Source organism: Kitasatospora sp. NPDC033851, from assembly GCF_055576085.1.
The window spans coordinates 220417-242729 of the sequence record NZ_JBVIRL010000014.1; the positions used below are offsets into that span (position 1 = coordinate 220417).

The 22313-nt window shown below is 73.6% G+C and carries 22 protein-coding genes; 11 read left to right on the top strand and 11 right to left on the bottom strand.

Features of this window, described 5'->3' with window-relative positions:
• The first annotated feature begins 6 nt into the window (after positions 1–6).
• From ACZ51D_RS25685 to ACZ51D_RS25700, 4 genes are all read left to right on the top strand, one after another.
• The gene (locus ACZ51D_RS25685; RefSeq protein ID WP_465663632.1) at positions 7–549 is read left to right on the top strand and encodes a hypothetical protein; all 543 of its coding nucleotides are present in this window, start codon (positions 7–9) and stop codon (positions 547–549) included.
• A 77-nt stretch (positions 550–626) separates the two neighbouring features.
• On the top strand, positions 627–1664 hold the full coding sequence (locus tag ACZ51D_RS25690; RefSeq protein WP_465621916.1) for an AAA family ATPase: 1038 nt from the start codon (positions 627–629) through the stop codon (positions 1662–1664).
• Positions 1661–3136 carry a DUF58 domain-containing protein gene (locus ACZ51D_RS25695; RefSeq protein WP_465663633.1) on the top strand — a complete coding sequence of 492 codons (1476 nt, stop codon included), beginning with the start codon at positions 1661–1663 and terminating at the stop codon, positions 3134–3136. Before ACZ51D_RS25690 ends, ACZ51D_RS25695 begins: the two co-directional genes overlap by 4 nt.
• Entirely contained in the window at positions 3133–3885 is a 753-nt protein-coding gene (locus ACZ51D_RS25700; RefSeq protein ID WP_465621920.1) for a hypothetical protein, read from the top strand. Before ACZ51D_RS25695 ends, ACZ51D_RS25700 begins: the two co-directional genes overlap by 4 nt.
• 51 nt (positions 3886–3936) lie before the next feature.
• Here ACZ51D_RS25700 and ACZ51D_RS25705 read toward each other — a convergent pair whose 3' ends face one another.
• The 3 genes from ACZ51D_RS25705 to ACZ51D_RS25715 form a co-directional block, all read right to left on the bottom strand.
• Positions 3937–4290 carry a nuclear transport factor 2 family protein gene (locus ACZ51D_RS25705; RefSeq protein WP_465663634.1) on the bottom strand — a complete coding sequence of 118 codons (354 nt, stop codon included), beginning with the start codon at positions 4288–4290 and terminating at the stop codon, positions 3937–3939.
• Positions 4287–4955 (bottom strand): AAA family ATPase, encoded by a 669-nt coding sequence (locus ACZ51D_RS25710; RefSeq protein ID WP_465663635.1) that lies wholly within the window; start codon positions 4953–4955, stop codon positions 4287–4289. The genes ACZ51D_RS25705 and ACZ51D_RS25710 overlap by 4 nt, the downstream gene beginning before the upstream one ends.
• A 133-nt stretch (positions 4956–5088) precedes the next feature.
• Positions 5089–6012, bottom strand: a complete 924-nt coding sequence (locus ACZ51D_RS25715; RefSeq protein WP_360500416.1) for an NADP-dependent oxidoreductase — start codon at positions 6010–6012, stop codon at positions 5089–5091.
• 127 nt (positions 6013–6139) lie between these two features.
• Here ACZ51D_RS25715 and ACZ51D_RS25720 point away from each other — a divergent pair, with 127 nt between their 5' ends.
• Positions 6140–7270 carry a GlxA family transcriptional regulator gene (locus ACZ51D_RS25720; RefSeq protein WP_465663636.1) on the top strand — a complete coding sequence of 377 codons (1131 nt, stop codon included), beginning with the start codon at positions 6140–6142 and terminating at the stop codon, positions 7268–7270.
• Positions 7271–7292: 22 nt separating this feature from the next.
• Here the strand turns inward: ACZ51D_RS25720 and ACZ51D_RS25725 are convergent, their stop codons facing one another.
• From ACZ51D_RS25725 to ACZ51D_RS25735, 3 genes are all read right to left on the bottom strand, one after another.
• Entirely contained in the window at positions 7293–8564 is a 1272-nt protein-coding gene (locus ACZ51D_RS25725) for a vWA domain-containing protein (RefSeq protein ID WP_465663637.1), read from the bottom strand.
• Positions 8561–9808 (bottom strand): AAA family ATPase, encoded by a 1248-nt coding sequence (locus tag ACZ51D_RS25730; RefSeq protein ID WP_465663638.1) that lies wholly within the window; start codon positions 9806–9808, stop codon positions 8561–8563. Before ACZ51D_RS25730 ends, ACZ51D_RS25725 begins: the two co-directional genes overlap by 4 nt.
• Positions 9809–9930: 122 nt before the next feature.
• Positions 9931–11283: a hypothetical protein gene (locus ACZ51D_RS25735; protein ID WP_465663639.1), complete on the bottom strand. Its 1353-nt coding sequence runs from the start codon at positions 11281–11283 to the stop codon at positions 9931–9933.
• A 442-nt stretch (positions 11284–11725) separates the two neighbouring features.
• Between ACZ51D_RS25735 and ACZ51D_RS25740 the strand changes: the two genes are divergently transcribed.
• The 3 genes from ACZ51D_RS25740 (at position 11726) to ACZ51D_RS25750 (ending at position 14345) form a co-directional block, all read left to right on the top strand.
• The gene (locus ACZ51D_RS25740) at positions 11726–12562 is read left to right on the top strand and encodes a Rossmann-fold NAD(P)-binding domain-containing protein (protein WP_465663640.1); all 837 of its coding nucleotides are present in this window, start codon (positions 11726–11728) and stop codon (positions 12560–12562) included.
• 203 nt (positions 12563–12765) lie between these two features.
• Positions 12766–13365, top strand: coding sequence for an anthrone oxygenase family protein (locus ACZ51D_RS25745; protein ID WP_465663641.1), 600 nt, complete (start codon positions 12766–12768; stop codon positions 13363–13365).
• A gap of 266 nt (positions 13366–13631) precedes the next feature.
• Complete coding sequence (locus ACZ51D_RS25750) at positions 13632–14345, top strand: polysaccharide deacetylase family protein (RefSeq protein WP_465626750.1); 714 nt, start codon at positions 13632–13634, stop codon at positions 14343–14345.
• An 81-nt stretch (positions 14346–14426) separates the two neighbouring features.
• On the opposite strand, the gene ACZ51D_RS25755 is transcribed toward ACZ51D_RS25750, so the two are convergent.
• Entirely contained in the window at positions 14427–14921 is a 495-nt protein-coding gene (locus tag ACZ51D_RS25755; RefSeq protein WP_465626751.1) for an anthrone oxygenase family protein, read from the bottom strand.
• A gap of 244 nt (positions 14922–15165) precedes the next feature.
• Between ACZ51D_RS25755 and ACZ51D_RS25760 the strand changes: the two genes are divergently transcribed.
• The 3 genes from ACZ51D_RS25760 (at position 15166) to ACZ51D_RS25770 (ending at position 18117) form a co-directional block, all read left to right on the top strand.
• Positions 15166–16173 carry an AraC family transcriptional regulator gene (locus ACZ51D_RS25760; RefSeq protein WP_465663642.1) on the top strand — a complete coding sequence of 336 codons (1008 nt, stop codon included), beginning with the start codon at positions 15166–15168 and terminating at the stop codon, positions 16171–16173.
• A gap of 123 nt (positions 16174–16296) precedes the next feature.
• Positions 16297–16875 (top strand): TetR/AcrR family transcriptional regulator, encoded by a 579-nt coding sequence (locus tag ACZ51D_RS25765; RefSeq protein ID WP_465663643.1) that lies wholly within the window; start codon positions 16297–16299, stop codon positions 16873–16875.
• 84 nt (positions 16876–16959) lie between these two features.
• Entirely contained in the window at positions 16960–18117 is a 1158-nt protein-coding gene (locus ACZ51D_RS25770; protein ID WP_465663644.1) for an SGNH/GDSL hydrolase family protein, read from the top strand.
• Positions 18118–18220: 103 nt separating this feature from the next.
• On the opposite strand, the gene ACZ51D_RS25775 is transcribed toward ACZ51D_RS25770, so the two are convergent.
• From ACZ51D_RS25775 to ACZ51D_RS25790, 4 genes are read right to left on the bottom strand one after another with little or no spacing between them, the layout of a single operon-like run.
• Complete coding sequence (locus ACZ51D_RS25775) at positions 18221–18877, bottom strand: 4'-phosphopantetheinyl transferase family protein (RefSeq protein WP_465663645.1); 657 nt, start codon at positions 18875–18877, stop codon at positions 18221–18223.
• Positions 18878–18883: 6 nt separating this feature from the next.
• A complete protein-coding gene (locus tag ACZ51D_RS25780; protein WP_465626757.1) occupies positions 18884–19780 on the bottom strand; it encodes an alpha/beta fold hydrolase in 897 nt (298 codons plus the stop codon).
• Positions 19781–19811: 31 nt separating this feature from the next.
• Positions 19812–20282, bottom strand: coding sequence for an SRPBCC family protein (locus tag ACZ51D_RS25785; protein WP_465626758.1), 471 nt, complete (start codon positions 20280–20282; stop codon positions 19812–19814).
• Between the two features lie 34 nt (positions 20283–20316).
• A complete protein-coding gene (locus ACZ51D_RS25790) occupies positions 20317–21792 on the bottom strand; it encodes an FAD-binding protein (protein ID WP_465626759.1) in 1476 nt (491 codons plus the stop codon).
• Positions 21793–22313: the final 521 nt, after the last annotated feature.

Here is a 22313-nt window from a genome sequence, read left to right on the forward strand (position 1 = left end):
CGGTCCGTGGATGGATCCGTCGACCGGTCCGTGGCCGGGGCCGTGCACGGACCGGACCGCGAGCTCGCCCGGCCGGGCTCGGTGCGCCACAGCCTGATCGAGCTGGCCGCGCCCGCAGTCCTCGCCGAGATCCTGTTCGCCCTGGTCGGCGGCGGGCCCGGGGCAGGGGCCGGCGCGGTGCTGCTGACCGTGACCGGTCTGCTCGTCGCCCGCCGGGTGGCCGGAGCCGGAGCCGGGACCCGCTCCCCGCGTAGCCGGCCGCGACAGATGGAGGCGTACGAGCCCGGCCTCGGCGACTGGCGCTGGACGGTCCGTCAGGGCCTCGATCCCCAGGGCGACGCCGCGCCGCTGCGCTTCCGGCTCCGACGGCTGTACACGGTACGACTCGCGGAGGTCCACGGCCTGGACCTGTCGGCCGACCGCGACCGGGTGGCCGAACTCCTCGGGCCCCGGCTGTGGCCGTGGATCGACCCGTTGGCGCCCGCCCCGGCCGAGGCCTTCCCGGCGGCGGTTCTGCGCGAGCTCGTCGACCGGCTCGACTCCCTGTGACCCCTCGCGCTGTGACCCGGCGTTCCGGGGCATGCCAGGTCTCCCACCACCGTCCGAATCGTTTCTGCAGGAGCGTCATGACCGACCTTTCCACCAGCCTCCACGGCCCCGCGCACCCCGCCGTCGCCCCCGCAACCCCACCGCCGCTGACCCCGCAGCAGGCCGGCGAGCGGGCCCGCGCGGTGCTCCGGGAGATCGAACGGGCCGTGGTCGGCAAGCCCGCGGCCCTGCGCCTGGTCATGCTCGGCGCCCTCGCCGGCGGGCACGTCCTGATCGAGGACCTGCCCGGACTCGGGAAGACCCTGCTGGCCCGCTCGTTCGCGACCACCCTCGGCCTGGACTTCCGCCGGATCCAGTTCACCCCCGACCTGCTGCCCTCGGACGTCACCGGTGCGCCCTTCTACGAGCGCAACACGGGCGAGATGGTGTTCCGGCCCGGCCCGCTGTTCACCCAGCTGCTGCTGGCCGACGAGATCAACCGGACCCCACCCAAGACCCAGGCAGCCCTCCTGGAAGCGATGGCCGAGGGCCAGGTCTCCGTCGACGGCACCACCCGCCGCCTCCCGGACCCCTTCCTCGTCATCGCCACCGCCAACCCGATCGAGTACGAGGGCACGTACGCGCTGCCCGAGGCCCAGCTCGACCGCTTCCTGCTACGCGTGCGCATGGGCTACCTCCCCACCGCAACGGAGGCCGCGATGCTGCGCGCCAGAATCGACCGGGCGACCCCCGAGCCGGTTCTTGAGACCGTGGCCGGTCCGGCGGAACTGCTCGCCCTGCGGGCCGCGGTGGAACGCGTCGAGGTCGACGACGACCTGGTCGAGTACGTCATCGCCCTCGTCGACGCCACCCGCAACGACCAGCAGATCCAGGTGGGCGCCTCGCCCCGAGGAGGCCTGGCGCTGATCCAACTCGCCCGCGCCCACGCCATGCTGGAGGGCCGTGACTACCTGACCCCCGAGGACGTCAAGGCGCTCGCCGGGCCGGCCCTGGCCCACCGCATCACGCTCAGGCCGGAACTGTGGGTACGCCAGATCGAGGCGGACGACGTGCTGGCGCGGCTGGTCGCCTCCGTCCCGGCACCCCAGACGCTGCCCCGCGCGGAGACACGGTGAACCGCGCACCGAACACCGGCCCGGCCGAGCCGTCCGCCGGGCAGGCCCCGTCCGCCGGCTCGGCCGAGCGTGCCACAGGGCAGACCCCGGCCACAGGGCAGACCCCGGTGACCGAGCAGACCCCGGCCACCGACGGCACGGACCGGCTCGCCCGCCGCGCCAGGGCATTCGCGGTCGCCCGCAGCACCCGTGCCACCGCCGCCGGGCTGCCCGACAATCCACCGTCACCGCACTGGCGGCCCGCCGACCAGACCCTGCGCCTGCTCACGGTGGCCACCGTCGCGGCCGTCGCCGCCCTGGTCACCGGCCACGCCTGGCTGCTCGCCCCGGCGGCGTTCCCGGCCGTCCTGCTCGCGCTGGCGGCCCCCGGCCGCAGCCGCCCCACCCGGCTTTCCGCCGAGAGCACCACCCGGCCGCGGCGCTGCTTCGAAGGTGAGCCCGTCACCGTACACGTCACCGTGCACCACGACGGCCGGATCGGCCCGCCCGAGCCCGTCGTGACGCTCGGCCCCGGCCTCGCCCTGGACGCGCTGACCGTCACCCCGACCGGCGTCGACCTCGTCCTGCGCGCCGACACCTGGGGCCGCCGACACCTGGGCGTCGTCGACCTCGACGTTCCCGACGCCCGCGGCCTGACCCGTCGCACCATCCGCACCGACCTCGGCACCGTCGATGTCTTCCCCGTCCCCGAGGCCGCCCTCCTCACCCCGATCCCGGTCCGCCTGCCCGAACGCATCGGCGAGCACACCACCGCCCACGAGGGCACCGGCATCGAGGTCATCGGCGTCCGCCCGCACGTCCCCGGCGAACGGCAGCGACGGATCCACTGGCCGTCCACGACCCGCCGCGACGCCGTCCAGATCAACCAGTTCGCCGCCGAACGCGCCGCCGACGCGGTCGTCCTGCTGGACACGCTCGCCGACTACATCGACGCCGCCACCGGGCTGCGCAGCCTGGACGAAACCGTGCGCGCCGCAACCGGCCTGACCCGCGCCTACCTGCGCCGGCACGACCGGATCGGCCTCGTCGCGGTCGGCGGGCGCCTGCGCCTGCTCACCGCCGCCACCGGGGACCGGCAGCTCTACCGCATCGTGGAGAGTGTGCTGGAGGTCCGCCAGGACCGCCCCCCGCGCGGCCCCCTCCCGCCCCTGCCGCTCGCGGCCCTGCCCGGCCACGCCCTCGTCTACGCCTTCACCCCGCTCGCCGACCAGCGTGTCCTCGACGTCCTCGGCCGGGTCCGCGAACGCGGCAACCCGCTCGTCGTGGTGGAGATCCCGGCCGGGGAGCCGGCGGCCCGCCCCGACGACGAGACCGACGCCCTCGCGCTGCGCCTGTGGCGCGCGGAACGCGAGGCGATGCGCGCCACCCTGCGCGGCCGCGGCATCCCGGTGGTCCGCCACACACCCGGCCAGACCCTGGACCTCGCCCTCGCGCCCCTGCTGCGCCGCCGGATCGTGGGAGCCGCCCGATGACCGGCCCGGCAAGTACGAATACAAGGACGAGTACGACGAGCGCGGGGGCGTCCCGTCCGAAGCCCGGCCCGACGCGTGCCACGAAGCCGAGGCCACCGGTCCGCACGGTTGCCGAGCCGGCCCGCCCCGCCCGAACGGCCCGCCACACCGGCTGGGCCGCGCGCCTGGAACGCGCCGCCCTGCGCGGCACCGGCACCGCCCTCGCCCTCGCCGCGGCGGGCACCGGAACCGGTACGCTCACCGACCTGGCCGGGCCGGTCTGCCTCCTGCCGGTCGCCGCCGGCGCCCTCTGGGCCGCCGTCCCCGCACCGGAGAGCCCGGCCCCGACGAGCTGGCCCGCGCGTCTGTCCGCCACCCGCACCACCCTCCTCGCCGCCGGATCCGTCCTGCTCGCCGCCCTCGGCGAGCCGACGTGGTGGCGGGCGCTCGCAGTGACCGTGCTGCTCGCCGGCCACCTGCTGCTGCTCGACGCGCTCGGCCCCCGGCGCCCGGGCATCCGCCCCGCCGGCGCAGCCGCCGCTCTCACCGCCTCGTTGCTGGTCCTGCCGCCGGCCTTCGCCCCCACCGGAGCGGGCGAGTGGTCCCGCCCCCTCGCCGTGCTGGGCCTGGCCACGGCCGCCGTCGGCGTGGGCCTGGCCCTGCGCCAGCCGGCGCCGCCCCCGACTCCGGCGGACCACCAGCCGGGCGGCGGTGGCCCGGTCCGTCCCCGCGAGCCCGCCGGCCGGCGCCGCCCCGGGCGTCGGCACTGATCGGAGGGCGAGGGCCGGCCGCTGTAGGAGCGGGTGTCCTCGGTCACCCGCCTACGCTTTGCCGCCGAAGAAGACCTGCACCTCCCGGATCAGGCCGTCCCGTACCGTGATCGCCTCGACGTTGCGGTACCGGCCGCCCGTGGCGAGCTCGTACTCGTAGTAGGCGAAGACGAGTTCCTCGTCGGCGGGTGTGATGCGCAGGAGCCGCTGCTCCTGGAAACGGTCCGCGGTGGGGAAGCACCGCCGGAAGAACGCGGCCTTGTCGATGTGGTCGTCCTGCGGGCTGGTGAACGTGAAGTCCTCGGCGTACAGGGGCAGGGCCGCGTCCCGGTCCTGCGACCGGTAGCAGCGGAAGGCCGCCTCGACGACGCTTGCGGGGCTGCCGTGTGCCGGGTTGTCGTTCATTCGATCTCCATGGCTCGACGGATCGTCCTCGAAACCAGGCTGCCGCACCCGGGCCCCCGCTCGGCTTCCGGCATGCCGGGCCGCGCCTCGGGCGGCCCGGCAGCCGACGTCCGGGGCGAGCCCACGCTCAGAGGCGGGGTGCCCAGCCGGGTGGGGTGAGGCCGGTGTCGGTGAGGATCCGTTCGACGCCGGCCTCCAGGGTGCTGTGCCGGCTGATGACGTGCTCGATGCCGTGGGGGAGGAGGTCGTGGGGCCGGTACCAGACGGCCATGTCCTCGGGGGAGAACTCGGCGGCCTGCGGGGCGGGTGGCGTGCCGGCGTACGGTCTCGGCGAAGTCGACGTCGAGGTAGTAGAGGTGGCTGCGCCCTTGGTGGTCGGCGGCGAGCCGGGTCAGCATCCGTCCGTAGCGTTCGGCGTCGAGGATGCCTTCGACGACGACGTGGAAGCCGTGGTCGAGGGCGTGCCGCGCTACCACGTCGATCAGCCCGATGTTGGCGCCGCCGGGCACGTCCCGCTCGCGCAGCACGGTGCGGCGCAGCACGTCCTGGGCGACGACGGCGATGCCCCGCCCGTAGGCGGCGCGCAGCCGTGCGGCGATGCTGGACTTCCCGGCGCCGCTCGGGCCGCGCACCACGATCAACACGGTCTCCGCGCTGCCTGTCATGCCGGGACCGTGCCCGCGGCGCGACCTCGCCACACCGCCGAGGTCGCCCGCGGCCCCTTCGCGTGCTCGCCCCCGGTTTCGTACCCGACGGCCCGGTTTCCGGCAGAGGGCGGCCCGGCAGCCGACGTCCGGGTCAGGCGACCGTCAGGACGATCTTGCCGGTGGTGCGGCCCTGCTCGCCGAGTTCGTGCGCCTTCGCGGCCTGCGACAGCGGCAGGACGGTCTCCACGACGGGCCGCAGTGCGCCCCGCTCCACCAGGGCGGCGATCTCGCGCAGGCCCAGGTGGTCCGGCTCGACGAGGACCCACAGGGCCCGCACTCCGTCCGGGGCGGCGGGCACGTCGTCCGGCCCGGGCAGGGTGATCAGCCGGCCGCCGGGCCGGAGCACCTTCAGCGAGCGCTCCGCCGTTTCGCCGCCGAGCCCGTCCAGCACCACGTCGATGTCGGACACGGCGTCCTCGAACCGCACGGCCCGGTAGTCGACCACCTCGTCCGCGCCCAGTTCCCGTACCAGGTCGTGCTTGCCGGCGCTGGCGGTGCCGATGACGTACGCGCCGCGGGCCTTGGCGATCTGCACCGCGAAGTGGCCGACCCCGCCGGCCGCCGCGTGCACCAGCACCCGCTCCCCGGGGCGTACGTCCGCCGTGTCCACCAGGGCCTGCCAGGCGGTCAGCGCGGCCAGGGGCAGTGCCGCGGCCTCCACGTGGGTCAGCGACGCCGGCTTGGGGGCGAGGTGGCGGGCCGGGGCCACCACGTACTCGGCGTAACCGCCCGCCTGGCGCGGGAACAGCGGCATCCCGAAGACCTCGTCGCCGGGGCGGAACACGCCGACGCCCGGCCCGACGGCCTCGACCGTGCCGGACACGTCCCAGCCGACCGCGGGTACGTCGCCCCATGCGATGAGGGCGCCGCCAGCCCGGGTCTTCCAGTCCACCGGGTTCACGCCGGCCGCGTGCACGCGCACCAGGACCTCGTTCAGTCCCGGCTCGGGGCGCTCGATCTCGCGCTCGACCAGGTTCTCGGGCCCGCCCCACTGCTCCACGACCACCGCTCGCATGCTGACCTGCCTCGTTCTTCGTTGCGTTTCGTACGCCGCCGGGATTGCCCGGCGACGCAGTCCACGATCCGGCATGCCGGTCCGGTGCGGTGTTGGCCGTCCGGCCACTATGTGACAGGATCTGGCCATGGGTGCGGCGCAGACGAACCAGGCGGTGCGGGCGAATCCCACCGCGGGGAGTGCGGACGACCGGGAGCGGACGGCGGGGGCGCCGCCCCGGCTGCACCGGATCGCCGTGCTCGCCCTGCCCGGCGTCCCGCCCTTCGAGCTCGGGATCCCCTCCCGGGTCTTCGGCAGCGCGGTGGATGCCGAGGGCCGCCCGCTCTACGACATCGTGGTGTGCACCGCCGACGGCGCCCCGGTCCTCAGCGACGCCGGATTCATCGTGCAACCGGCCGCCGGCCCCGAGGCGCTGGTCGCGGCGGACACCGTGATCATCCCGCCCACGCACGCCATGCCCGAGCTGGGCCGCGGCGGCCCGCTGCCCCCCGAGGTCGGCGCGGCCATCGCCGGCATCCGGCCCGGTACCCGGCTGGTGTCGATCTGCTCCGGCTCCTACGTGCTCGCCGCGGCCGGGCTGCTCGACGGCCGGCCGGCCACCACGCACTGGAACCTGGCCCCGGAGTTCCGCCAGGCGTACCCGACGGTCAAGGTCGACGAGGAGGTCCTCTTCGTCGACGACGGCGATGTGCTCACCTCCGCGGGCGTGGCGGCCGGCGTCGACCTGTGCCTGCACGTGATCCGCCGCGACCACGGCGCCGCGGTCGCCAACCGGACCGCCCGGATGTGCGTCGTGCCGCCCTGGCGGGACGGCGGACAGGCCCAGTACATCGACCGTCCCGTCCCCGAACCCACCGTCGCCAGCACCACCGCCACCCGCGCCTGGGCCCTCGAACACCTCGGCGAGCCGCTGCCCCTCACCCGGCTCGCCGAGCACGCCCGGATGAGCCTGCGCTCCTTCACCCGGCGCTTCCGCGACGAGGCCGGTATGACCCCGGTGCAGTGGCTCACCGCACAACGCCTCGACATGGCCAAGCAGTTGCTGGAGTCCACCGACCTGCCGATCGACCTGGTCGCCCACCGGGCCGGCTTCGGCTCCGCGAACTCCCTGCGCGCGCACATGAGGACGGCCTTCGGGGTGTCCCCTGCCGCCTACCGCCGCACCTTCAGCCCCCACGAGCCCTCCGCCGTGCCCGCCGCCGGCCCCGTCGCTGCCGCCCCCGCCTCCGTCGCTGCTGCCCCTGTCCCTGCCGGCTGATCCCGTGGGCTCCCGGCCACCCTCACCCGATGGTGACCACCCGGGCCCACTCCGGCGGGGTGTCCGGGCGGTAGTCCGGGTCGTTCTCGTCGTAGTGGCCGGAGCGGGGGAAGAGCCCGACGACGGTGCGACAGGGCGGGGCGGTGGACGGCCAGGGGGTCTGGCCGTCGGTCAGGACCACGATGACGTCCGGCCGAGGGGTGGAGCGCAGGGTGGCGTGGAAACCGGTGCGCAGGTCCGTGCCGCCGCCGCCGAGGAGCGGGATCCCCGCCGTCCGGCACAGGGAGTGGACGGCCCGGGCGGCCGCGTCGCAGGGGACCACGCGGACCTGGTCCCGGCGCCCGCCGACCGCGCGGGCGATCGCCGCGACCTCCAGCAGCGCACTGCCCAGCTCGTCGTCCGAGACCGACCCGGAAGTGTCGATGATCACCGCGACCCGGGGCGGCCGCCGCCGCAGGCTCGGCAGGAGCACGCCCGGCACCCCGGCCGAGCGGCGGGCGGGGCGGCCGTAGCTGTAGTCCTCGCCCGCGCCGGGCCCGGAGACCGCCGAGCGCATCGCCGCGCCCAGCAGTTGCCGCCACGGCTGCGGCGGGTGGAAGGCCTCCTCGGCCCAGCGCCGCCAGCCCGCCGGGGCGCTTCCGGGGCGGCCCCGGATCCCCTCGGCGACCCGGAAGCGGACGGCGTCGCGTTCCTGCTCGGTCAGCCCGTGGGCGCCGTCGGGGCCCAGTTCCCAGGGCCGGTCGGTGCCGTCGGCGCCGCTGCCGCAGTCCAGCCAGGCCGCGTCCAGGTCGCGCGGGTGGAACCGGTAGCTGCGCAGGTACTCCTCCATCAGCAGCCCCTCCGGCAGCAGCAGCCGGCCGGGCAGGAGCGCGCCGGCCGGCCGGACCAGCCCGTCGCCGTACACGTCGTCGTTGATCTCGCAGTCGGCGGCGATGTTGGTCCGCAGCTGCGCGGCCGGGCCCTCCAGGCCGAGTTCGCGGGCGATCCGGTCGCCGCGCCCGTGGTGGTCGCGCAGCAGGTGCGAGACCTCGTGGACCCAGACGCCGGCGAGTTCCTCCACCGGAGTGCGGTCGACGAAGACCGGCGAGGCGTAGCAGCGCCAGTACCGGTCCACGGCCATGGTCGGCACCTGCCGCGACTCCACCAGGTGCAGTGCGAACAGCGCGGACGCCAGGTACGGCCGGGCCCGGGCGGCCTGCAGCCGGGCGGCGTACAGCTTTTCGGCGGCCGGCTTTCCCGTGGCCGCCTTGTTGGTGGCCGCCTTTTCGGTGGCCGGCGGGAGAGCGGTGCTCATCGGCCCGCCCTCGCCGCCACCCGGTCGGCCACCCGGGCCGCGGCGCGGTCGGCCCGGCGGGAGAGGGCGAGTGCCGGGGCGAGCCGCTCGATCGACTCCGGCACGTCCCAGTCCTCCCGGCGCAGCGAGGCCAGCGTGGTGGCCGGGACGACCAGCAGGTCCGGGGCGCCGGTGTCCAGCGCGCGGACCAGCAGCGCCCAGGCCGCGTCCCAGCGTTGACGGTCCGGCCGGTTGCGTACCGCCGCGACCACCCCGTCCAGCACCGCCTGGCGCAGGTCCCCGCGGTCGGGCAGTTCCGCGCCCGCCGGGTCGGCGAGCAGGTCCTCGGGATCGGGCAGGTCCATCCGGTCCATGCTCGCCATCAGCTCCAGCCCCGGGCCGTCACCGACGGTGCCGCGCACCAGCAGCGACAGCACCTCGCGGGAGGAGCCGGCGGCGGTCGCGAAGGCGATCAGCCGCAGCGTCATGTCCCAGCTGCGCGGGGACGGCCAGGCGCCGCCACGCCGGGTCTCGGTGGTGGGAATGCGGTGCACCAGTTCCGGGCGGGCGGTCAGCAGCCCGCACACCGCGCGCCGGGCGAGGGCGACGGCCTCCGGCAGCGCCTGCGGGTCGAGGCGGGGCAGGGTGGCCACCGGCCAGACGCCGCCGAGGCCGCGCACCACCACCTCGTGATCGTGCACCCACTGCAGGTGGACGAAGCGGTTGGCCAGCGGCGGGCTCAGCTCCCAGCCGTCGGCCGCCGAAGCGCGCGGGTTGGCGGCGGCCACGATCCTTACGCCGGGCGGCAGTCGGAGCGTGCCGATGCGACGCTCCAGGACCACGCGGAGCAGCGCCGCCTGGACGGCGGGCGGCGCGGTGGACAACTCGTCCAGGAACAGCAGTCCGCGCCCGGCCCGCACCAGCCGCACCGCCCAGTCCGGCGGGGCCATCGGCACGCCCTGCTGCGCCGGGTCGTCGCCGACGATGGGCAGCCCGGAGAAGTCGGAGGGCTCGTGGACGCTGGCGATCACCGTGGTCAGCGGCAGCTCCAGCGTCTCGGCGAGCTGGTTGAGCGCGGCGGTCTTGCCGATGCCGGGCTCGCCCCAGAGCAGGACGGGCAGGTCGGCGGCGACGGCCAGGGTGAGGGCCTCCAGCTGGGTGTCGGCGCGGGGTTCGGTGGTGGTGTCGCCGAGGAGGTCGAGCAGTCGGCGGGCGACGTCGAGGCGGGTGGCTTCGGGCGCGGGCGTGGGCGTGGGCAGAGTCATGGGCACGGGCATGGGCATGGGTGATCACCTCAAGGAGTGTGGTACGGAAGGGTTTTCGGCGTGCGGCGTGCGGCGTGCGGCGTGCGGCGTTTGGCGGCCGGCGTTCGGCGCCGGGGCGGGCGTCAGCGCGAGGTGGCGAGGCGCGGGCGGTTCGTGCGCGGGCGCGGGACTGTGTGCGTGCGGTGCGTCGGCGGGCCCGGGCGGAAGGGGAACTCGCAGGGTCCTGCGGTGGTCAGACCCGCCCGGTAGAGGCCGTACGCGATCCGCCGCTGCGCGGCCGCCTCCAACTCGTCCCGCAGCGGGCCGTCGCGCAGCACCGCCTCCGGGCCGAGCAGGCTTTCGACGACGGCCAGCGCCCCGGCGGTGTCGCCGTGGTCCAACCGCTCCCGGACACCGGCCAGTTCGTGCGGACGGCGGTGCGCCAGGTCGACCGCGCGCAGGCAGGGCAGCGGGGTGCCGGACAGGGCGGCCAGCAGCTCCTCCCGGCGCAGCTCGGCCGGATCGTGGTCGAGCGGGGCGAGCGCCCCGTCGACCAGACCGATCCGGTGCTGCTCCCCCCGACAGTCCACCAGCCGTTGGGGCGACGGTGGTGCCGCCGGCTGGTCCGTCCGGGGCCGGTGCCCGGGCGCCAACGCGGCGGCCACCAACGGGTGCAGCCGGTCCGGCTCGATCGCCCCACTGCCGAGCAGGTCGACGTCGGGCGGCGCCCAGGTCGCGGCGTCGGGCAGCAGGGGCAGCCCCGAGACGTCCCCGGTGGCGTCCGTCACGCACCCGTCCGGCCCGAGGAGCAGCCGCCGACGTCGGAGCCGCACGACGACGGGCCCGTCGGGGCGTCCGTCGGCACGCAGCAGCAGTGCGGCCTCGGCGGCCCACCGGTCGACGGCGCGGCGTTGCACCGGGTCGTCAACATCCATATCAGATACGGCGGTTGGCGCACCCGTGCCGAAGCGTACGGCCAGTTCCCCGCTGCGCCCGGCGTCCCAGAGGTGCCGGTGCAGGTCGTAGCGGAACCGGCGGCTGGGATGGGGATGCGGGTGCGGCGACCGTCCGTCACCACCGCCGGACCCGTCCCAGAGCGCGAGGGCGATCCGCTGGCCGTACTCCGCCCAGGCGGGCGGCGTGCGGACCACCAGGGACACCGGTCGCTCGCCCGGGTACCGGGCCAGGGGCATGGTGAGGCCGGGCCGCAGCAGCCCGTCGGGTGCGGTTCTCGGTAGGTGCCAGCGCAGCAAGTCCGGTGCGAGGCAGCGGAGATCGGCGCGTACGCGGTCGGCGAGCGCCCGGCCGTGGGTGCGTGCGACGTCTCCGAGGCGGAAGTCGACCTCGACGTTGGCGGCGGCACAGGCACCGGCCCAGTCGCCGGCCAGACGGCGGGCGGAGGCGGTCTCGATCATGGAGGGCGGCACGGCGTACTCGCGTACGCGCCGCCAGAAGGAGAGGCGGGAGTCGTTCCCGTTCGCGGTGGAAGTGAGCATCAGCACTCACTCTTCGCGGACGGGACCCCCATTCTGAGATCAGCGTGAGTGGTCATCGCCGGGAGCATAGCGCTCGCAGTCGCCCGCCCGCCACACCGTTTCGCGCGCCCGCCGCCGGGCGTCTCCGGCCGCCGCAGGGTGTCGCCGGGGCGCTCAAGAGCCGGTGGAACCCCGGTCAAGACGGGTGGTTCGTGACGGCTTGGGTGTGTTCTGGTGGTGGACGGAGAAGGCGCGGCCTCGGCAGGTCCGGGGTCGGGCGGGGCAGCGCGAGGGCGTGTCGGCGGTGTAGACGCTCGCGCATGGAGCTGAGTGCGGAGGCTATGGTTCGCCGGCCCGGAGTGACCTTGACTGGTGGACACAAGGACGGACGCGAAGGGGGCACAGGATCCCGAGCGCGTCCGACCGGTCCGACTGGCTTCTACTTCGAGCGAGGGTGATCGTGATGGCTGGTGTGGTGGATCTTGCGGTGGATGCCGGTGTGGTGCTTGTCGTGGGTGGTACCGGGAAGACGGGTCGGCGGGTGGCGGACCGGTTGGCGGCGCGGGGTTATGAGGTGCGGGTGGGTTCGCGGTCGGGTGCGGTGCCGTTCGACTGGAACGACCGGGGTACGTGGGAGGCGTCGTTGGCGGGTGTGAGTGCGGCGTATCTGACGTATTACCCGGATCTGGCGTTTCCGGGTGCGGTGGAGGCGGTGGGGGCGTTCTCGCGGTTGGCGGCGGCGCGGGGTGTGGGTCGGTTGGTGTTGTTGTCGGGGCGTGGTGAGGAGGCGGCGGAGGCGGGGGAGAAGGCGGTGATGGAGTCGGGGGCGGCGTGGACGGTGGTGCGGTGCGCGTGGTTCGACCAGAACTTCAGTGAGTCGTTCTTCCTGGAGCCGGTTCTGGCGGGGGAGTTGGCGTTGCCGGTGGGTGGTGCGGTGGAGCCGTTCGTGGATGTGGAGGACATCGCGGACGTGGCGGTGGCGGCGCTGACGGAGGCTGGTCACGGGGGTGAGGTGTACGAGGTGACGGGGCCGCGGTTGCTGTCGTTCGGGGATGTGGCGGTGGAGTTGTCGCGGGTGGTGGGTCGTGAGGTGCGGTTCGCGGCGGTGTCGGAGGAGGCGTACCGGGGGGTGTTGGCGGAGGCGGGGTTGCCGGCGGACTTCGCGGAGTTGTTCGCGGTGATCCTGGACGGTCGCAACGCGTCGTTGGGTGACGGGGTGCGGCGGGCGTTGGGTCGTGAGCCGCGGGACTTCGCGGACTACGCCCGTGAGGCTGCCGCCTCGGGCGTGTGGAACGCGTGACCAGCCGGACGACCGAGCTGACGGACCCGGAAAGCAACACCTGCCGTTCGTACGGCAGTTCAGTAGATCTTCGGTGCCGGGTGGAGTAGGCCCCCTGACCGTCTGTCCCGGCTGCGCCGGGAGGGGTGAGGAGGCCGATGCCCGCCGGGTACCGGGAGGGTCCCCGCGCTGGGCGGGGACCGGGGAGAACCGAAGGATCACCTATGCGTTCCAACCAGACTGCGACTCCTGCTTCCTCCACCGCTCCACAGTCCTTCACCGGCCTCGCGCCGGACGGCTCGGCCCCGGTCGTGCCCGGCACGCGCAGCAAGGCCGCCGGGCCGCTGTTGGTGGGTGCCACCGTCGCGATGGGGTTGATGGCGGGGCTGTTCTTCGCCTTCGACGTGTCGGTGATGCCCGGTTTGGCGGCGAGTGATGACCGGACGTATGTGACGGCGATGCAGCACATCAACAAGTCCATCGAGAACGGCATGTTCGGCCTGGTGTTCGTCGGGGCGTTCGCGGCGACGGGTCTGGCCGCGTGGCTGCAGCACAAGGCGGGTCGTCGGCAGGCGGCGCTGTGGGCGGCGGCGGCGACGGTGCTGTACGTGGTGGCGCTGCTGGTGACGATGGGCGTCAACATCCCGCTCAACAACCAGCTGGCGGCGGCCGGTGACCCGTCCCAGATCCAGGACCTCGCGGCCGTGCGGGCCAAGTTCGCCGACACCTGGGTGCCGGTCAACATGCTTCGCACGGCGCTGTGCACGGGCGGCCTGCTCGCGCTGACCCGCTCCCTGGTGCTGCACGGACGCTCCGGGCGCTGAACCAAGCAGCCCCGCACCGCACCGCGATCGGCGCCCCCGGCGGATCCCGTCGGGGGCGCTTCGGCGTGTTCGGCCATGGTGTGTTCGGTCAAGGCGTGCCGTGCCAAGGCGTGTCCCGTCAAGGCGTGCCCGGCCAGGGCGTGCCCGGTCACCCCGTCGCGCGGCTGGCCGATTTCACCCGGTTCCGTCACCCGGCGGGTCGCGGCGGGCCCGCCGTCGGCGCAGACTGGCCGGTGGCACCGGAGTTCCGACCGCAGGGGGCAGGCATGTCCGTACGACCCGCGAGGCGCAGGACAGTTGGACGTTTCCGGACCGCGATCGGCGCGCTCGCCGTCGCCTTGGCGGCGGGAGCCGCGGTCACGTTGCCCGCCGCACCGGCGGAGGCGGCCGGCGGCACGGGCGCCACGGCCGGCACGGGCGGCAAGGTCGTCTACCTCACCTTCGACGACGGCCCGAGCCCCGCCTACACGCCCAAGGTCCTCGCGACGCTCGCCCGCTACGGGGTGCGCGCGACCTTCTTCGAGATCGGGCAGAACGTTTCCGCCCACCCCTCGCTCACCGCGCAGGTCGCACGGCAGGGCCACAGCGTGCAGAACCACTCCTGGTCGCACCCGGACCTGCGCCGGCTCTCCGGCTCCGCGCTCAACTCCCAGGTGAGCAGTACGGACCGGGCGATCCGCGCCCAGACCGGCCGCACCCCGACCTGCCTGCGCCCGCCGTACGGTGCGGTCAACGCCGCGGTGCGCTCGCGCGCGGCGGCGCTCGGCAAGCAGGTCGTGCTCTGGTCGGTGGACCCGACGGACTGGTCCCGGCCGGGCACGGAGGCCATCCGCTCGCGGGTGCTGAACAACGTCCGCCCGGGGGCGGTGATCCTGCTGCACGACGGCGGCGGTGACCGCAGCCAGACGGTGGCCGCGCTGCCGGCGATCATTTCGACCCTCAAGGCGCGCGGCTACGGCTTCGCCACCCTGTGCGGCTGAGGCCGCCCAGGGTGGCGTCGGCAAATCGGTTGGCTAAGCGGGTGTCGGCAGAGCGGGTGTCGGTTCCGCCGAAGGCCGGGGTCAGCTCTGCCCGTTGAGCACCAGTGCCCAGGCGAGGCAGCCGAGGGCGGCCGTGGAGAGCAGGGCGCGCAGCACGTTGAAGCGCACCCAGCGGGCCTCGAAGCGGCCGCGCACGCCGGCCGGGTCGGCGATCCGCTGCGGCGTTCCGGCGGCGGCGAGTTCGTCGTTCAGGGGGATGTTGATCGAACGGGTGACCCCGATCATCGCGACGTACAGCACGAGCGCGGCGATGGTCGCCGGCAGCACGTCGTGGCCGTCCGACGGCAGGTGGAGGGCGACCGCAGCCGCTGTGGTCAGGAGGGCGCCGACGAAGCCGAGGACGAACCAGCCGTTCAGGATCGCCACGTTGACGCGCTGCATGACCTCGATGAAGGTCCGGTCCTCGACCCGCGCCAGCGCGGGCATGACCGAGCACGCGAAGGCGTAGAACAGTCCGGCGGTCAGTCCACAGGTGACAGTGGCCGCCACCAGGACGAGTGTGCGTGCCGTTTCCATCGTCGTGAGCCCCTCACTTCTCGCAGTTTTCGCTGCTTCTCGCTGTCGGTGTCGCTCTATCGCTCTATCGCTGTGCTGCTGTATTGCTGTGCTGCTGTATCGCGGCATCGCTGGCGCCGCGTGTCGGTCCTACCCCCGTGGGGCAGATCATCCGGCATTTGCGGCGCCCGGGCCACCTCGTTCACTCAAGAGTCCCTCAAATGATGGGACGTCAAATAATGTCCCTGCGTCTACACTTGACGGCATGGACACTCTGACGGGACTCCTCGACGGCCCCAAGGCCCGCGGCGCGTTCCTGCTGCGGTCGATCCTGACCCCGCCGTGGTCGCTGCGGATCGAGGACCGGGCCCCGCTCTCGGTGGTGACGATGGTCCGCGGTGAGGCTTGGATCCTGCCCGAGCGCGGCACCCCGCTGCTGCTGCACCCTGGGGACGTGGCGATCGTGCGCGGCCCGGAGCCGTACACCGTGGCGGACGACCCGGACACGCCGGTGGACGTGATCGTCGGCCCGGGCCAGGTCTGCACCAAGGGCGGGGTGGACGTCTCCGAGGTGATGTCGCTCGGCGTCCGGACCTGGGGGCAGGGCCGCGAGGGCGACCGGGCCTCTTCGGTGGTCCTCTCCGGCACCTACCAGGCCGAGCACGAGATCGGCCAGCGTCTGCTGGGCTGCCTGCCCGCCCTGCTGGTCCGACCGGCCGGCACCGGCGCCGACGACACCCTGGTGCACCTGCTGGCCGCCGAGATAGGGCGCAACGAGCCCGGCCAGGAGCTGGTCCTGGACCGGATCCTCGACCTGCTCGTGGTCTCCGTCCTGCGCTCCTGGCTCGCCGCCCCCGACTCGGGCGCCCCCGCCTGGTACCGCGCCCAGCACGACGCGGTGGTCGGCCCGGTGCTGCGGATGATGCACGACGACCCGGCCACCGCCTGGACGGTCGCGGAGCTCGCCCAGCGGGTCGGGGTCTCCCGGGCCGGCCTGGCCCGCCGCTTCACCGCCCTGGTCGGCGAGCCCCCGATGGCGTACCTCGCGGGCTGGCGGCTGGCCGTCGCCGCCGATCTGCTGCGCGAGCCCGAGTGCACCGTCGCCTTTGCCGCCCGCAAGGTCGGCTACAGCAACGCCTTCGCCCTCTCGGCGGCCTTCAAGCGGGTGCGCGGCGTCAGCCCGCAGGAGCACCGCCGCCTCGCCGCGACCGGGACCCCGGCGCAGCCGGTGGGTTTCTCGGGTCCGGCGGAGACGGTGATCCTGGCGGGTTGAGCCGAAGGAGCGAGGCCTTCGCCTCAACGGTGATCCCATTTGCCTAAGCCATTTAGGTAATCCCATACTGTCTGTAGCGCACCGGTGCGAGCGGCGCGACCGTCAGTACGGGAGGAAGCACACATGGCACGGGCAGGACTGACCGTCGAACGCGTGGTCGTCGCGGGCGCCGAACTCGCCGACGAGGTCGGATTCGAGCAGGTGACCGTCGCCGCGGTGGCCAGGCGCTTCGGCGTCCAGACCGCCAGCCTGTACTCCCACGTCAAGAGCTCCCAGGACCTCAAGACCCGGATCGCCCTGCACGCCCTCGAGGAACTCGCCGACCTCGTCGCCGACGCCCTGGCCGGCCGCGCGGGCCGCGACGCGCTCGGCGCCTTCGCGGACGCCTACCGCGACTACGCCGCCCGCCACCCCGGCCGCTACGACGCCACCTGCCTGCGCCTGGACGCCGAGACCGCCGCCGCCAGTGCGGGTGTCCGGCACGCCCAGATGACCAGGGCGATCCTGCGCGGCTACGACCTCACCGAGCCCGAGCAGACCCACGCGGTCCGCATGCTCGGCAGCGTCTTCCACGGCTACATCAGCCTCGAGGCGGCCGGCGGCTTCAGCCACACCGCCGTCGACGCCCGGCAGTCCTGGGACTGGATCATCGACTCCCTCGACACCCTGCTCCGGCAGGGCGGCGCCCGCACCACCACCTGAACCCCCGTACGGCGCGCGCCGCGCACGCACCGCCCGCCCGGCGCCTGCGCGCACTCCGCCCGTACGACGACCCGAAGAAGCGCCATGACCACGATCACCACCCCCGTCACCGAAGACCTCCTCCACGGCCACCTGGACGTCGAGCGGACCCGCCGCGGCCTGCTGCCGCACCGCCTACCGGCCCGCGCCCGCCGGCAGATACCCGACGAGCAGCTCGCGATGGCCGAGTCCCAGCCCTCCGGCGTCCGCCTCGCCTTCCGCACCCGCGCCACCGCGATCACCCTGCACGCCGTCCCCACCAAACGCGCCTACCCCGGCGTCCCCCACGTGCCCGACGGCGTCTACGACCTCCTCGTCGACGGCGCCCTCACCGCCCAGGCCACCGTCCCCAGCGGCAACCTGCGCACCGTCGACCTCACCACCGGCCGCTTCGAACTCACCGAAGGCCCCGCCGGCAGCGCCCGGTTCACCGGCCTGCCCGCGCGGGACAAGACCGTCGAACTCTGGCTCCCGCACACCGAGACCACCGAGCTGATCGCCCTCGAGACGGACGCCCCACTGGAGGCCGTCCCGCCCGGTGCGCGCAAGCGCTGGGTCCACCACGGCAGTTCGATCAGCCACGGCTCCAACGCCGCCCACCCGAGCGGCACTTGGCCCGCCCTCGTGGCCAACCGTGCGGAACTGGACCTGGTCAACCTCGGCTTCGGCGGCGGCGCCCTGCTCGACCCCTTCACCGCGCGCACGATCCGCGACACCCCCGCCGACCTGATCAGCCTCAAGCTCGGCATCAACCTCGTGAACACCGACGCGATGCGGCTGCGCGCCCTCACCCCGGCCGTCCACGGCTTCCTGGACACCATCCGCGAGGGCCACCCGACCACGCCGCTGCTCGTCGTCTCCCCGCTGCTCTGCCCGATCCACGAAGACACCCCCGGCCCGCTCGCCCCCGACTTCAGCAGCGGCACCCTCCGCTTCCGGGCCACCGGCGACCCGGCCGAACGCGCCGCAGGCCGCCTCACCCTCACCGTCATCCGCGAGCACCTGGCCCGCATCGTCGCCGAACGCCGGGCCGACGGCGACTCCGCCCTGTACCACCTGGACGGACTCGCCCTCTACGGCCGGCCCGAACACGACACCCACCCGCTCCCCGACGGCGTCCACCCCTCCCCGGAAGCCCACCGCCTCATCGCCGAACGCTTCACCCGGCTGGCCCTCACCCCGGGTGGCCCACTGGCGCCGTGACCCGCCGTGACCCGCCCTGGCCAGGCCGCGCTGGTGAACACCAGCGCGGCCAGGCTCACCAGCAGCAGCGGAGCGGGCCCGCCGACGACACGGGTAGCCGTACTCAACTCGACGGCGGAAGAGCGAACGCCGTGATGAGGATCCCCCCGTGGGCGCCCCACCGGCCGATGCCGACACCGGGACGGTGAGGATGCCGGGCGGTGAACGTGCCGTCGGGTCGGACCGCGACGGTGATCGCGGCAAGAGCCGTCCACGTGCGGGTCAGCGGGTGGACAGCCTTGTAGACGGCCTCCTTGGCGCTGAAGAGAACAGTGTCCCAAGGGACCGCGCCCACCGGCAGCACGGCGAGCCGCCGCCGCTCGCCCTCGGTGCTGACGAGATCCAGGACCCCGCGCGGGAGCGGACGGACAGGCTCGGCGTCGATCCCGAGCGAGACGTGCCGACCGGTACTGGTGACCGCACAGGCCGTGTAGCCGTCGGTGTGGGTGATGCTCCCCACGGCACCCGACGGCCACTGCGGCGCACCCCCGGGCCCGGGCAGCAGAGGCGCCGACGGATGGCCCAACTCGGCCAGCGCCCGGCGGGCGAGCGTGCGGGCCGTCGTGAACTGGTGTCGGCGGCGCGGGGAACGATCCCGGATGTAGGCCGCCTCCGCAGGGTGGAGACGGCCCGCGTCCAGGGCGCCGAACGCTTCGGCGCACCGGACGTGCGGCGGCAACAGCGAGCCCAGGACGCCGGCGAGAGCGGTGGTGGCGGTCACGGCGGGTCAGCGGCCGGCCAGGACCAGCTGGTGGACGTGGTGGGCGATGTGCTGAGGAGTCTCCAACGGCAGCATGTGCCCGACTCCGACAACCTTGTGCAGCGTCGCCTGCGGGAGCGCGGCAACGAGCTCCTGGCTGAAGGCCGGCTTGACGACCTTGTCCTCGGTGCCGGTGATCACCACGGTGGGCGCCGTGATCCCGGCCAGCCCGGCCCGCTGGTCCATCTGCTGCGTGGAGGCGAAGCAGGCGGCACGCGTCTGCGGCAAGGTACTGGCGAAAAGCCGCCGGTTGGCCTCACGGGCCTCCAGGGTGGCACGCGGTCCATGCGTCTGACCGAGCAACCTGCGCCCCAGCCACGGCGTCCGAAGCGCACGACTGAACAGCTGGGACCCCATCATCTTCACCTCGCTCGCCGGAGTGTCCTGCCCGTGCGAAGCGGTCGACACGAGCACCAGCCCGGCAAGCCGCCCGCCCGCACCAGCCGTGCGCGAGACCGGAAGCCCAGCCGCCCAAGCAAGCGCCGCATAACCGCCACCCGAGTGCCCTACCACCACGACCGGCCGCTCCGCCGTCGTCAGCGTCCCCACGACGGTGCCCAGGTCCCGCCCGAGCCGCTCGATGCTGATCGGCTCCCGCCCGACCGTCGACGAGGCATGCCCACGCTGGTCATACGTGGCCACGGTGTGCCCGGCGGCAGCCAGTTGGTGAGCCGTGCTGTGCCAGACGGTCCGGGAGGCGGCCCACCCGTGGACGAGAACGACCAGCGGCCGCGTCGGGTCGGGCGTCTCGGGCTGGTGGACCGTGATGGCAAGGCGCGCGAAGTCGTCCGTGGTCGCGGCGTGATCGGTGGCCGTGACGGCGTAATCGGCCGGCAGGGCAGGGATTCCGACGGCGGTCTGCATGAGGTCCTCCGGTTTTTGATGGGTTGTTTGTTTATTCGTCGTTGGTGAGGTGGTGGTGGAGGTTGGTGAGGGCGTCTTGGGTGGCGGCGGTGTGCTTGATGGTGAGGTTGGTGAGTTTGTGGAGGAGTTTGGGCCAGTGGTGGGGGGTGGCGGAGAAGGTGATCGTGAGTTGGGTGTGAGTGTTGTTGTGCTGGGGGGTGAGGGTGTAGGTGGTGGTCCCGTGGAAGTGGCCCGTGTGGGTCTGGGTGAGGGTGTGGTGGGGGGCGATGTGGGTGGTGGTGCTGGTGAAGCGGAGTTTGGGGCCGGGGTTTCCGACGCCGGTGGGGTGGACGGTGATGTGAGTGGTGCCGCCGGTGGTGTGAGGGGGTGTGGGGCCGGGTTGGTGGGTGTTGTGGGGGTGCCACCAGGTGGTTTTGCCATTGAGTTCGTCGAGGATGGCGTTCCAGACGGTTTGGGGCGGGTGGGGGAGGAGGGTTTGGTCGGTGTGGTGGATGGCGTGCATGGGGGTTTCCTTTCGGGGGGTGGGTGTTTTGTTGTTAGGGGAAGATGTTTTGGCCGGGGGTGAGGGTGTGTGTGGGGTCGTGGTGGTTCTTGGCGGCGGTGAGGGTGCTCCAGCGGGGGCCGTAGTGGGTTTGCCAGTCGGTGGGGGTCATGTGGGGGACGGCGCCGACGGGGTAGCGCTTTGCGCCGAGTTGGGTGGCGCGGTCGTAGAGGCGGCGGTTGCGGCTGAGGGCGGGTTGGGGGTCGGTGTCAGGGCGGGGGAAGGTGAGGAGGTCGAAAAGATAGGCAATGGGTTCGTTGGGGGTGATGGCGTAGGGATGGGTGAGCCTGTTGGTGGGGAAGGGGTAGCAGAGGAGGAGGCCCTGGCCGATGTCGTCGGGGGTGAGTTGGGGAAGGGTTTCGGTGAGGAAGGTGTGGGTTTGGGAGGCGGGGAGGAAGAGGGAGAGCCAGGGCTTGGGGGCGTTCCAGTAGCCGAGGTTCTTGATGGTGTCGGCGAAGGTGTCGGCGCGGTAGGTGTAGTCGCGGTAGGTGGTGTCGGTGGTGGCGGTGTGGGTGGGGTTGAGACCGGTGAGAAGGGGGGTGGGGTTGGGGGGTGTGGTGCCGTTGTAGTGGGCGACGGCTTCGATCTTGTAGAGGGGGGGTTGGCCGTCGGGCTGGATGAGGATTTCGCCGGTTTGGGAGGGGAAGCGGCCGTCGAGGAGGGTCTGTTGGTCGGCGAGGTAGGTGGTGAGGTCGTTGTAGTGGAGGGTGAGGACGAGGGCGCGTTCGGGGGCGGGGACGAGTTTGACGGTGGCCCGGGTGATGATGCCGATTTGGCCGGCGCCGGCGAGGGCGGTGTGGAAGACGTCGGTGTTGTGGGTGGGGGTGGCGGTGAGGATGCGGCCGTTGCCGGTGACGATCTCGATGGCCTCGACGGTGTCGGCTTGGAGGCCGTATTTGTGGACGGTGGAGCCGATGCCGCCGACGCTGATGGTGCCGCCGATGGAGAGGTGGAGGTAGTCGGTGAGGCAGGGGGGTGTGAGGCCGTGGGCGAGGGCCGCGTCGGTGAGTTGGGCCCAGGTGACGCCGGCGTCGACGGTGGCGTTGGTGGGGGTGATGCTGTGAATGCGGTTGAGGGCGCGGGCGTTGATGCTGATGCCGCCGGCGACGCCCGCTTGGCCGTAGTTGGAGTGTGATTCGAGGTCGTTGCCGGTGCCGCTCTGGCCGTTCATGGCGACTTTGAGGTTGTTGCGGCGGGCGAAGTTGATGACGGTGGCGATGTCCTGGGCGCCGGCCGGGGTGAGGACGGCGTAGGGGGTGGCGGTGGTGAGGCGCCCGAAGTCCTTGGCGAAAGCGGCTGTGGTGGCGGGGTTGGTGGTGAGGGTGCCCTGGAGGGCGGGAGCGGGGATCAGGTGTCCGCTGGTGGGTCCGTCGGCGGTGGTGGCCCAGGAGCGGGTGATGGTGTTGTAGCCGATGACGGTGGCGGCGGCTCCGGTGAGCAGGGCGCGCCTGGAAGGGTGCGGGCGGTTCATATCGGGCGGGTCTCCCAGCGGGTCGCGTGAACAAGACAGAACACGGCAGAACAAGGCCGGCCGGGGCAGGCGGCGCGGGCAAGGCCGGTATGTGGGGGGCGGGGGGTGCGGGTGGCGGGCCCGCACCGACGGCCTTGGCGGGCCGGGCCGCGGCCGGGTCGTGGCGGGCGGTGCCCGGCGGTGCTCGGGTGGTGCGGGCCGGTTGGGGGGTTTGGCTTCCGGCTTGGTGGGGTTGGCCTGCCGCCCGGGTGGGGGTGGTTGGGCGGCGGGCCGTGCTGGTGCCGTGCCGGGTTGGTGGGGGTGCCGTCGCCGGTGGCTGGTGCGGGGTGCTGCTTGTTTCTGGCGGTCCGGGGGGGCTCTGGCTGGGTGTGGCCGGGGTCCTGTGGGGGCTGTGGGGGTGTGGAGTGTGGGGTGTGGCTGGGTGTCAGGTGTTGTTGGGGGTGTGGGGTTTGGTGGGTTTGGGTGTGGTGGTGTGGTTGGTGTGGGTGGTGGTTTGGTAGTTGGTGAGGTCGAGGTGGCGG

What these genes read in the sequence shown, in the direction of transcription:
- ACZ51D_RS25715 (WP_360500416.1), bottom strand. Translation starts at nt 6,012, where the DNA reads ATGCGAGCGGTGGTCGTGGAGCAGTGGGGCGGGCCCGAGAACCTGGTC.
- ACZ51D_RS25785 (WP_465626758.1), bottom strand. Translation starts at nt 20,282, where the DNA reads ATGCACGCCATCCACCACACCGACCAAACCCTCCTCCCCCACCCGCCC.
- ACZ51D_RS25790 (WP_465626759.1), bottom strand. Translation starts at nt 21,792, where the DNA reads ATGAACCGCCCGCACCCTTCCAGGCGCGCCCTGCTCACCGGAGCCGCC.
- ACZ51D_RS25725 (WP_465663637.1), bottom strand. Translation starts at nt 8,564, where the DNA reads ATGAGCACCGCTCTCCCGCCGGCCACCGAAAAGGCGGCCACCAACAAG.
- ACZ51D_RS25770 (WP_465663644.1), top strand. Translation starts at nt 16,960, where the DNA reads ATGACCACGATCACCACCCCCGTCACCGAAGACCTCCTCCACGGCCAC.
- ACZ51D_RS25710 (WP_465663635.1), bottom strand. Translation starts at nt 4,955, where the DNA reads ATGACAGGCAGCGCGGAGACCGTGTTGATCGTGGTGCGCGGCCCGAGC.
- ACZ51D_RS25740 (WP_465663640.1), top strand. Translation starts at nt 11,726, where the DNA reads ATGGCTGGTGTGGTGGATCTTGCGGTGGATGCCGGTGTGGTGCTTGTC.
- ACZ51D_RS25700 (WP_465621920.1), top strand. Translation starts at nt 3,133, where the DNA reads ATGACCGGCCCGGCAAGTACGAATACAAGGACGAGTACGACGAGCGCG.
- ACZ51D_RS25690 (WP_465621916.1), top strand. Translation starts at nt 627, where the DNA reads ATGACCGACCTTTCCACCAGCCTCCACGGCCCCGCGCACCCCGCCGTC.
- ACZ51D_RS25720 (WP_465663636.1), top strand. Translation starts at nt 6,140, where the DNA reads ATGGGTGCGGCGCAGACGAACCAGGCGGTGCGGGCGAATCCCACCGCG.
- ACZ51D_RS25705 (WP_465663634.1), bottom strand. Translation starts at nt 4,290, where the DNA reads ATGAACGACAACCCGGCACACGGCAGCCCCGCAAGCGTCGTCGAGGCG.
- ACZ51D_RS25730 (WP_465663638.1), bottom strand. Translation starts at nt 9,808, where the DNA reads ATGACTCTGCCCACGCCCACGCCCGCGCCCGAAGCCACCCGCCTCGAC.
- ACZ51D_RS25780 (WP_465626757.1), bottom strand. Translation starts at nt 19,780, where the DNA reads ATGCAGACCGCCGTCGGAATCCCTGCCCTGCCGGCCGATTACGCCGTC.
- ACZ51D_RS25755 (WP_465626751.1), bottom strand. Translation starts at nt 14,921, where the DNA reads ATGGAAACGGCACGCACACTCGTCCTGGTGGCGGCCACTGTCACCTGT.
- ACZ51D_RS25735 (WP_465663639.1), bottom strand. Translation starts at nt 11,283, where the DNA reads ATGCTCACTTCCACCGCGAACGGGAACGACTCCCGCCTCTCCTTCTGG.
- ACZ51D_RS25750 (WP_465626750.1), top strand. Translation starts at nt 13,632, where the DNA reads ATGTCCGTACGACCCGCGAGGCGCAGGACAGTTGGACGTTTCCGGACC.
- ACZ51D_RS25765 (WP_465663643.1), top strand. Translation starts at nt 16,297, where the DNA reads ATGGCACGGGCAGGACTGACCGTCGAACGCGTGGTCGTCGCGGGCGCC.
- ACZ51D_RS25745 (WP_465663641.1), top strand. Translation starts at nt 12,766, where the DNA reads ATGCGTTCCAACCAGACTGCGACTCCTGCTTCCTCCACCGCTCCACAG.
- ACZ51D_RS25760 (WP_465663642.1), top strand. Translation starts at nt 15,166, where the DNA reads ATGGACACTCTGACGGGACTCCTCGACGGCCCCAAGGCCCGCGGCGCG.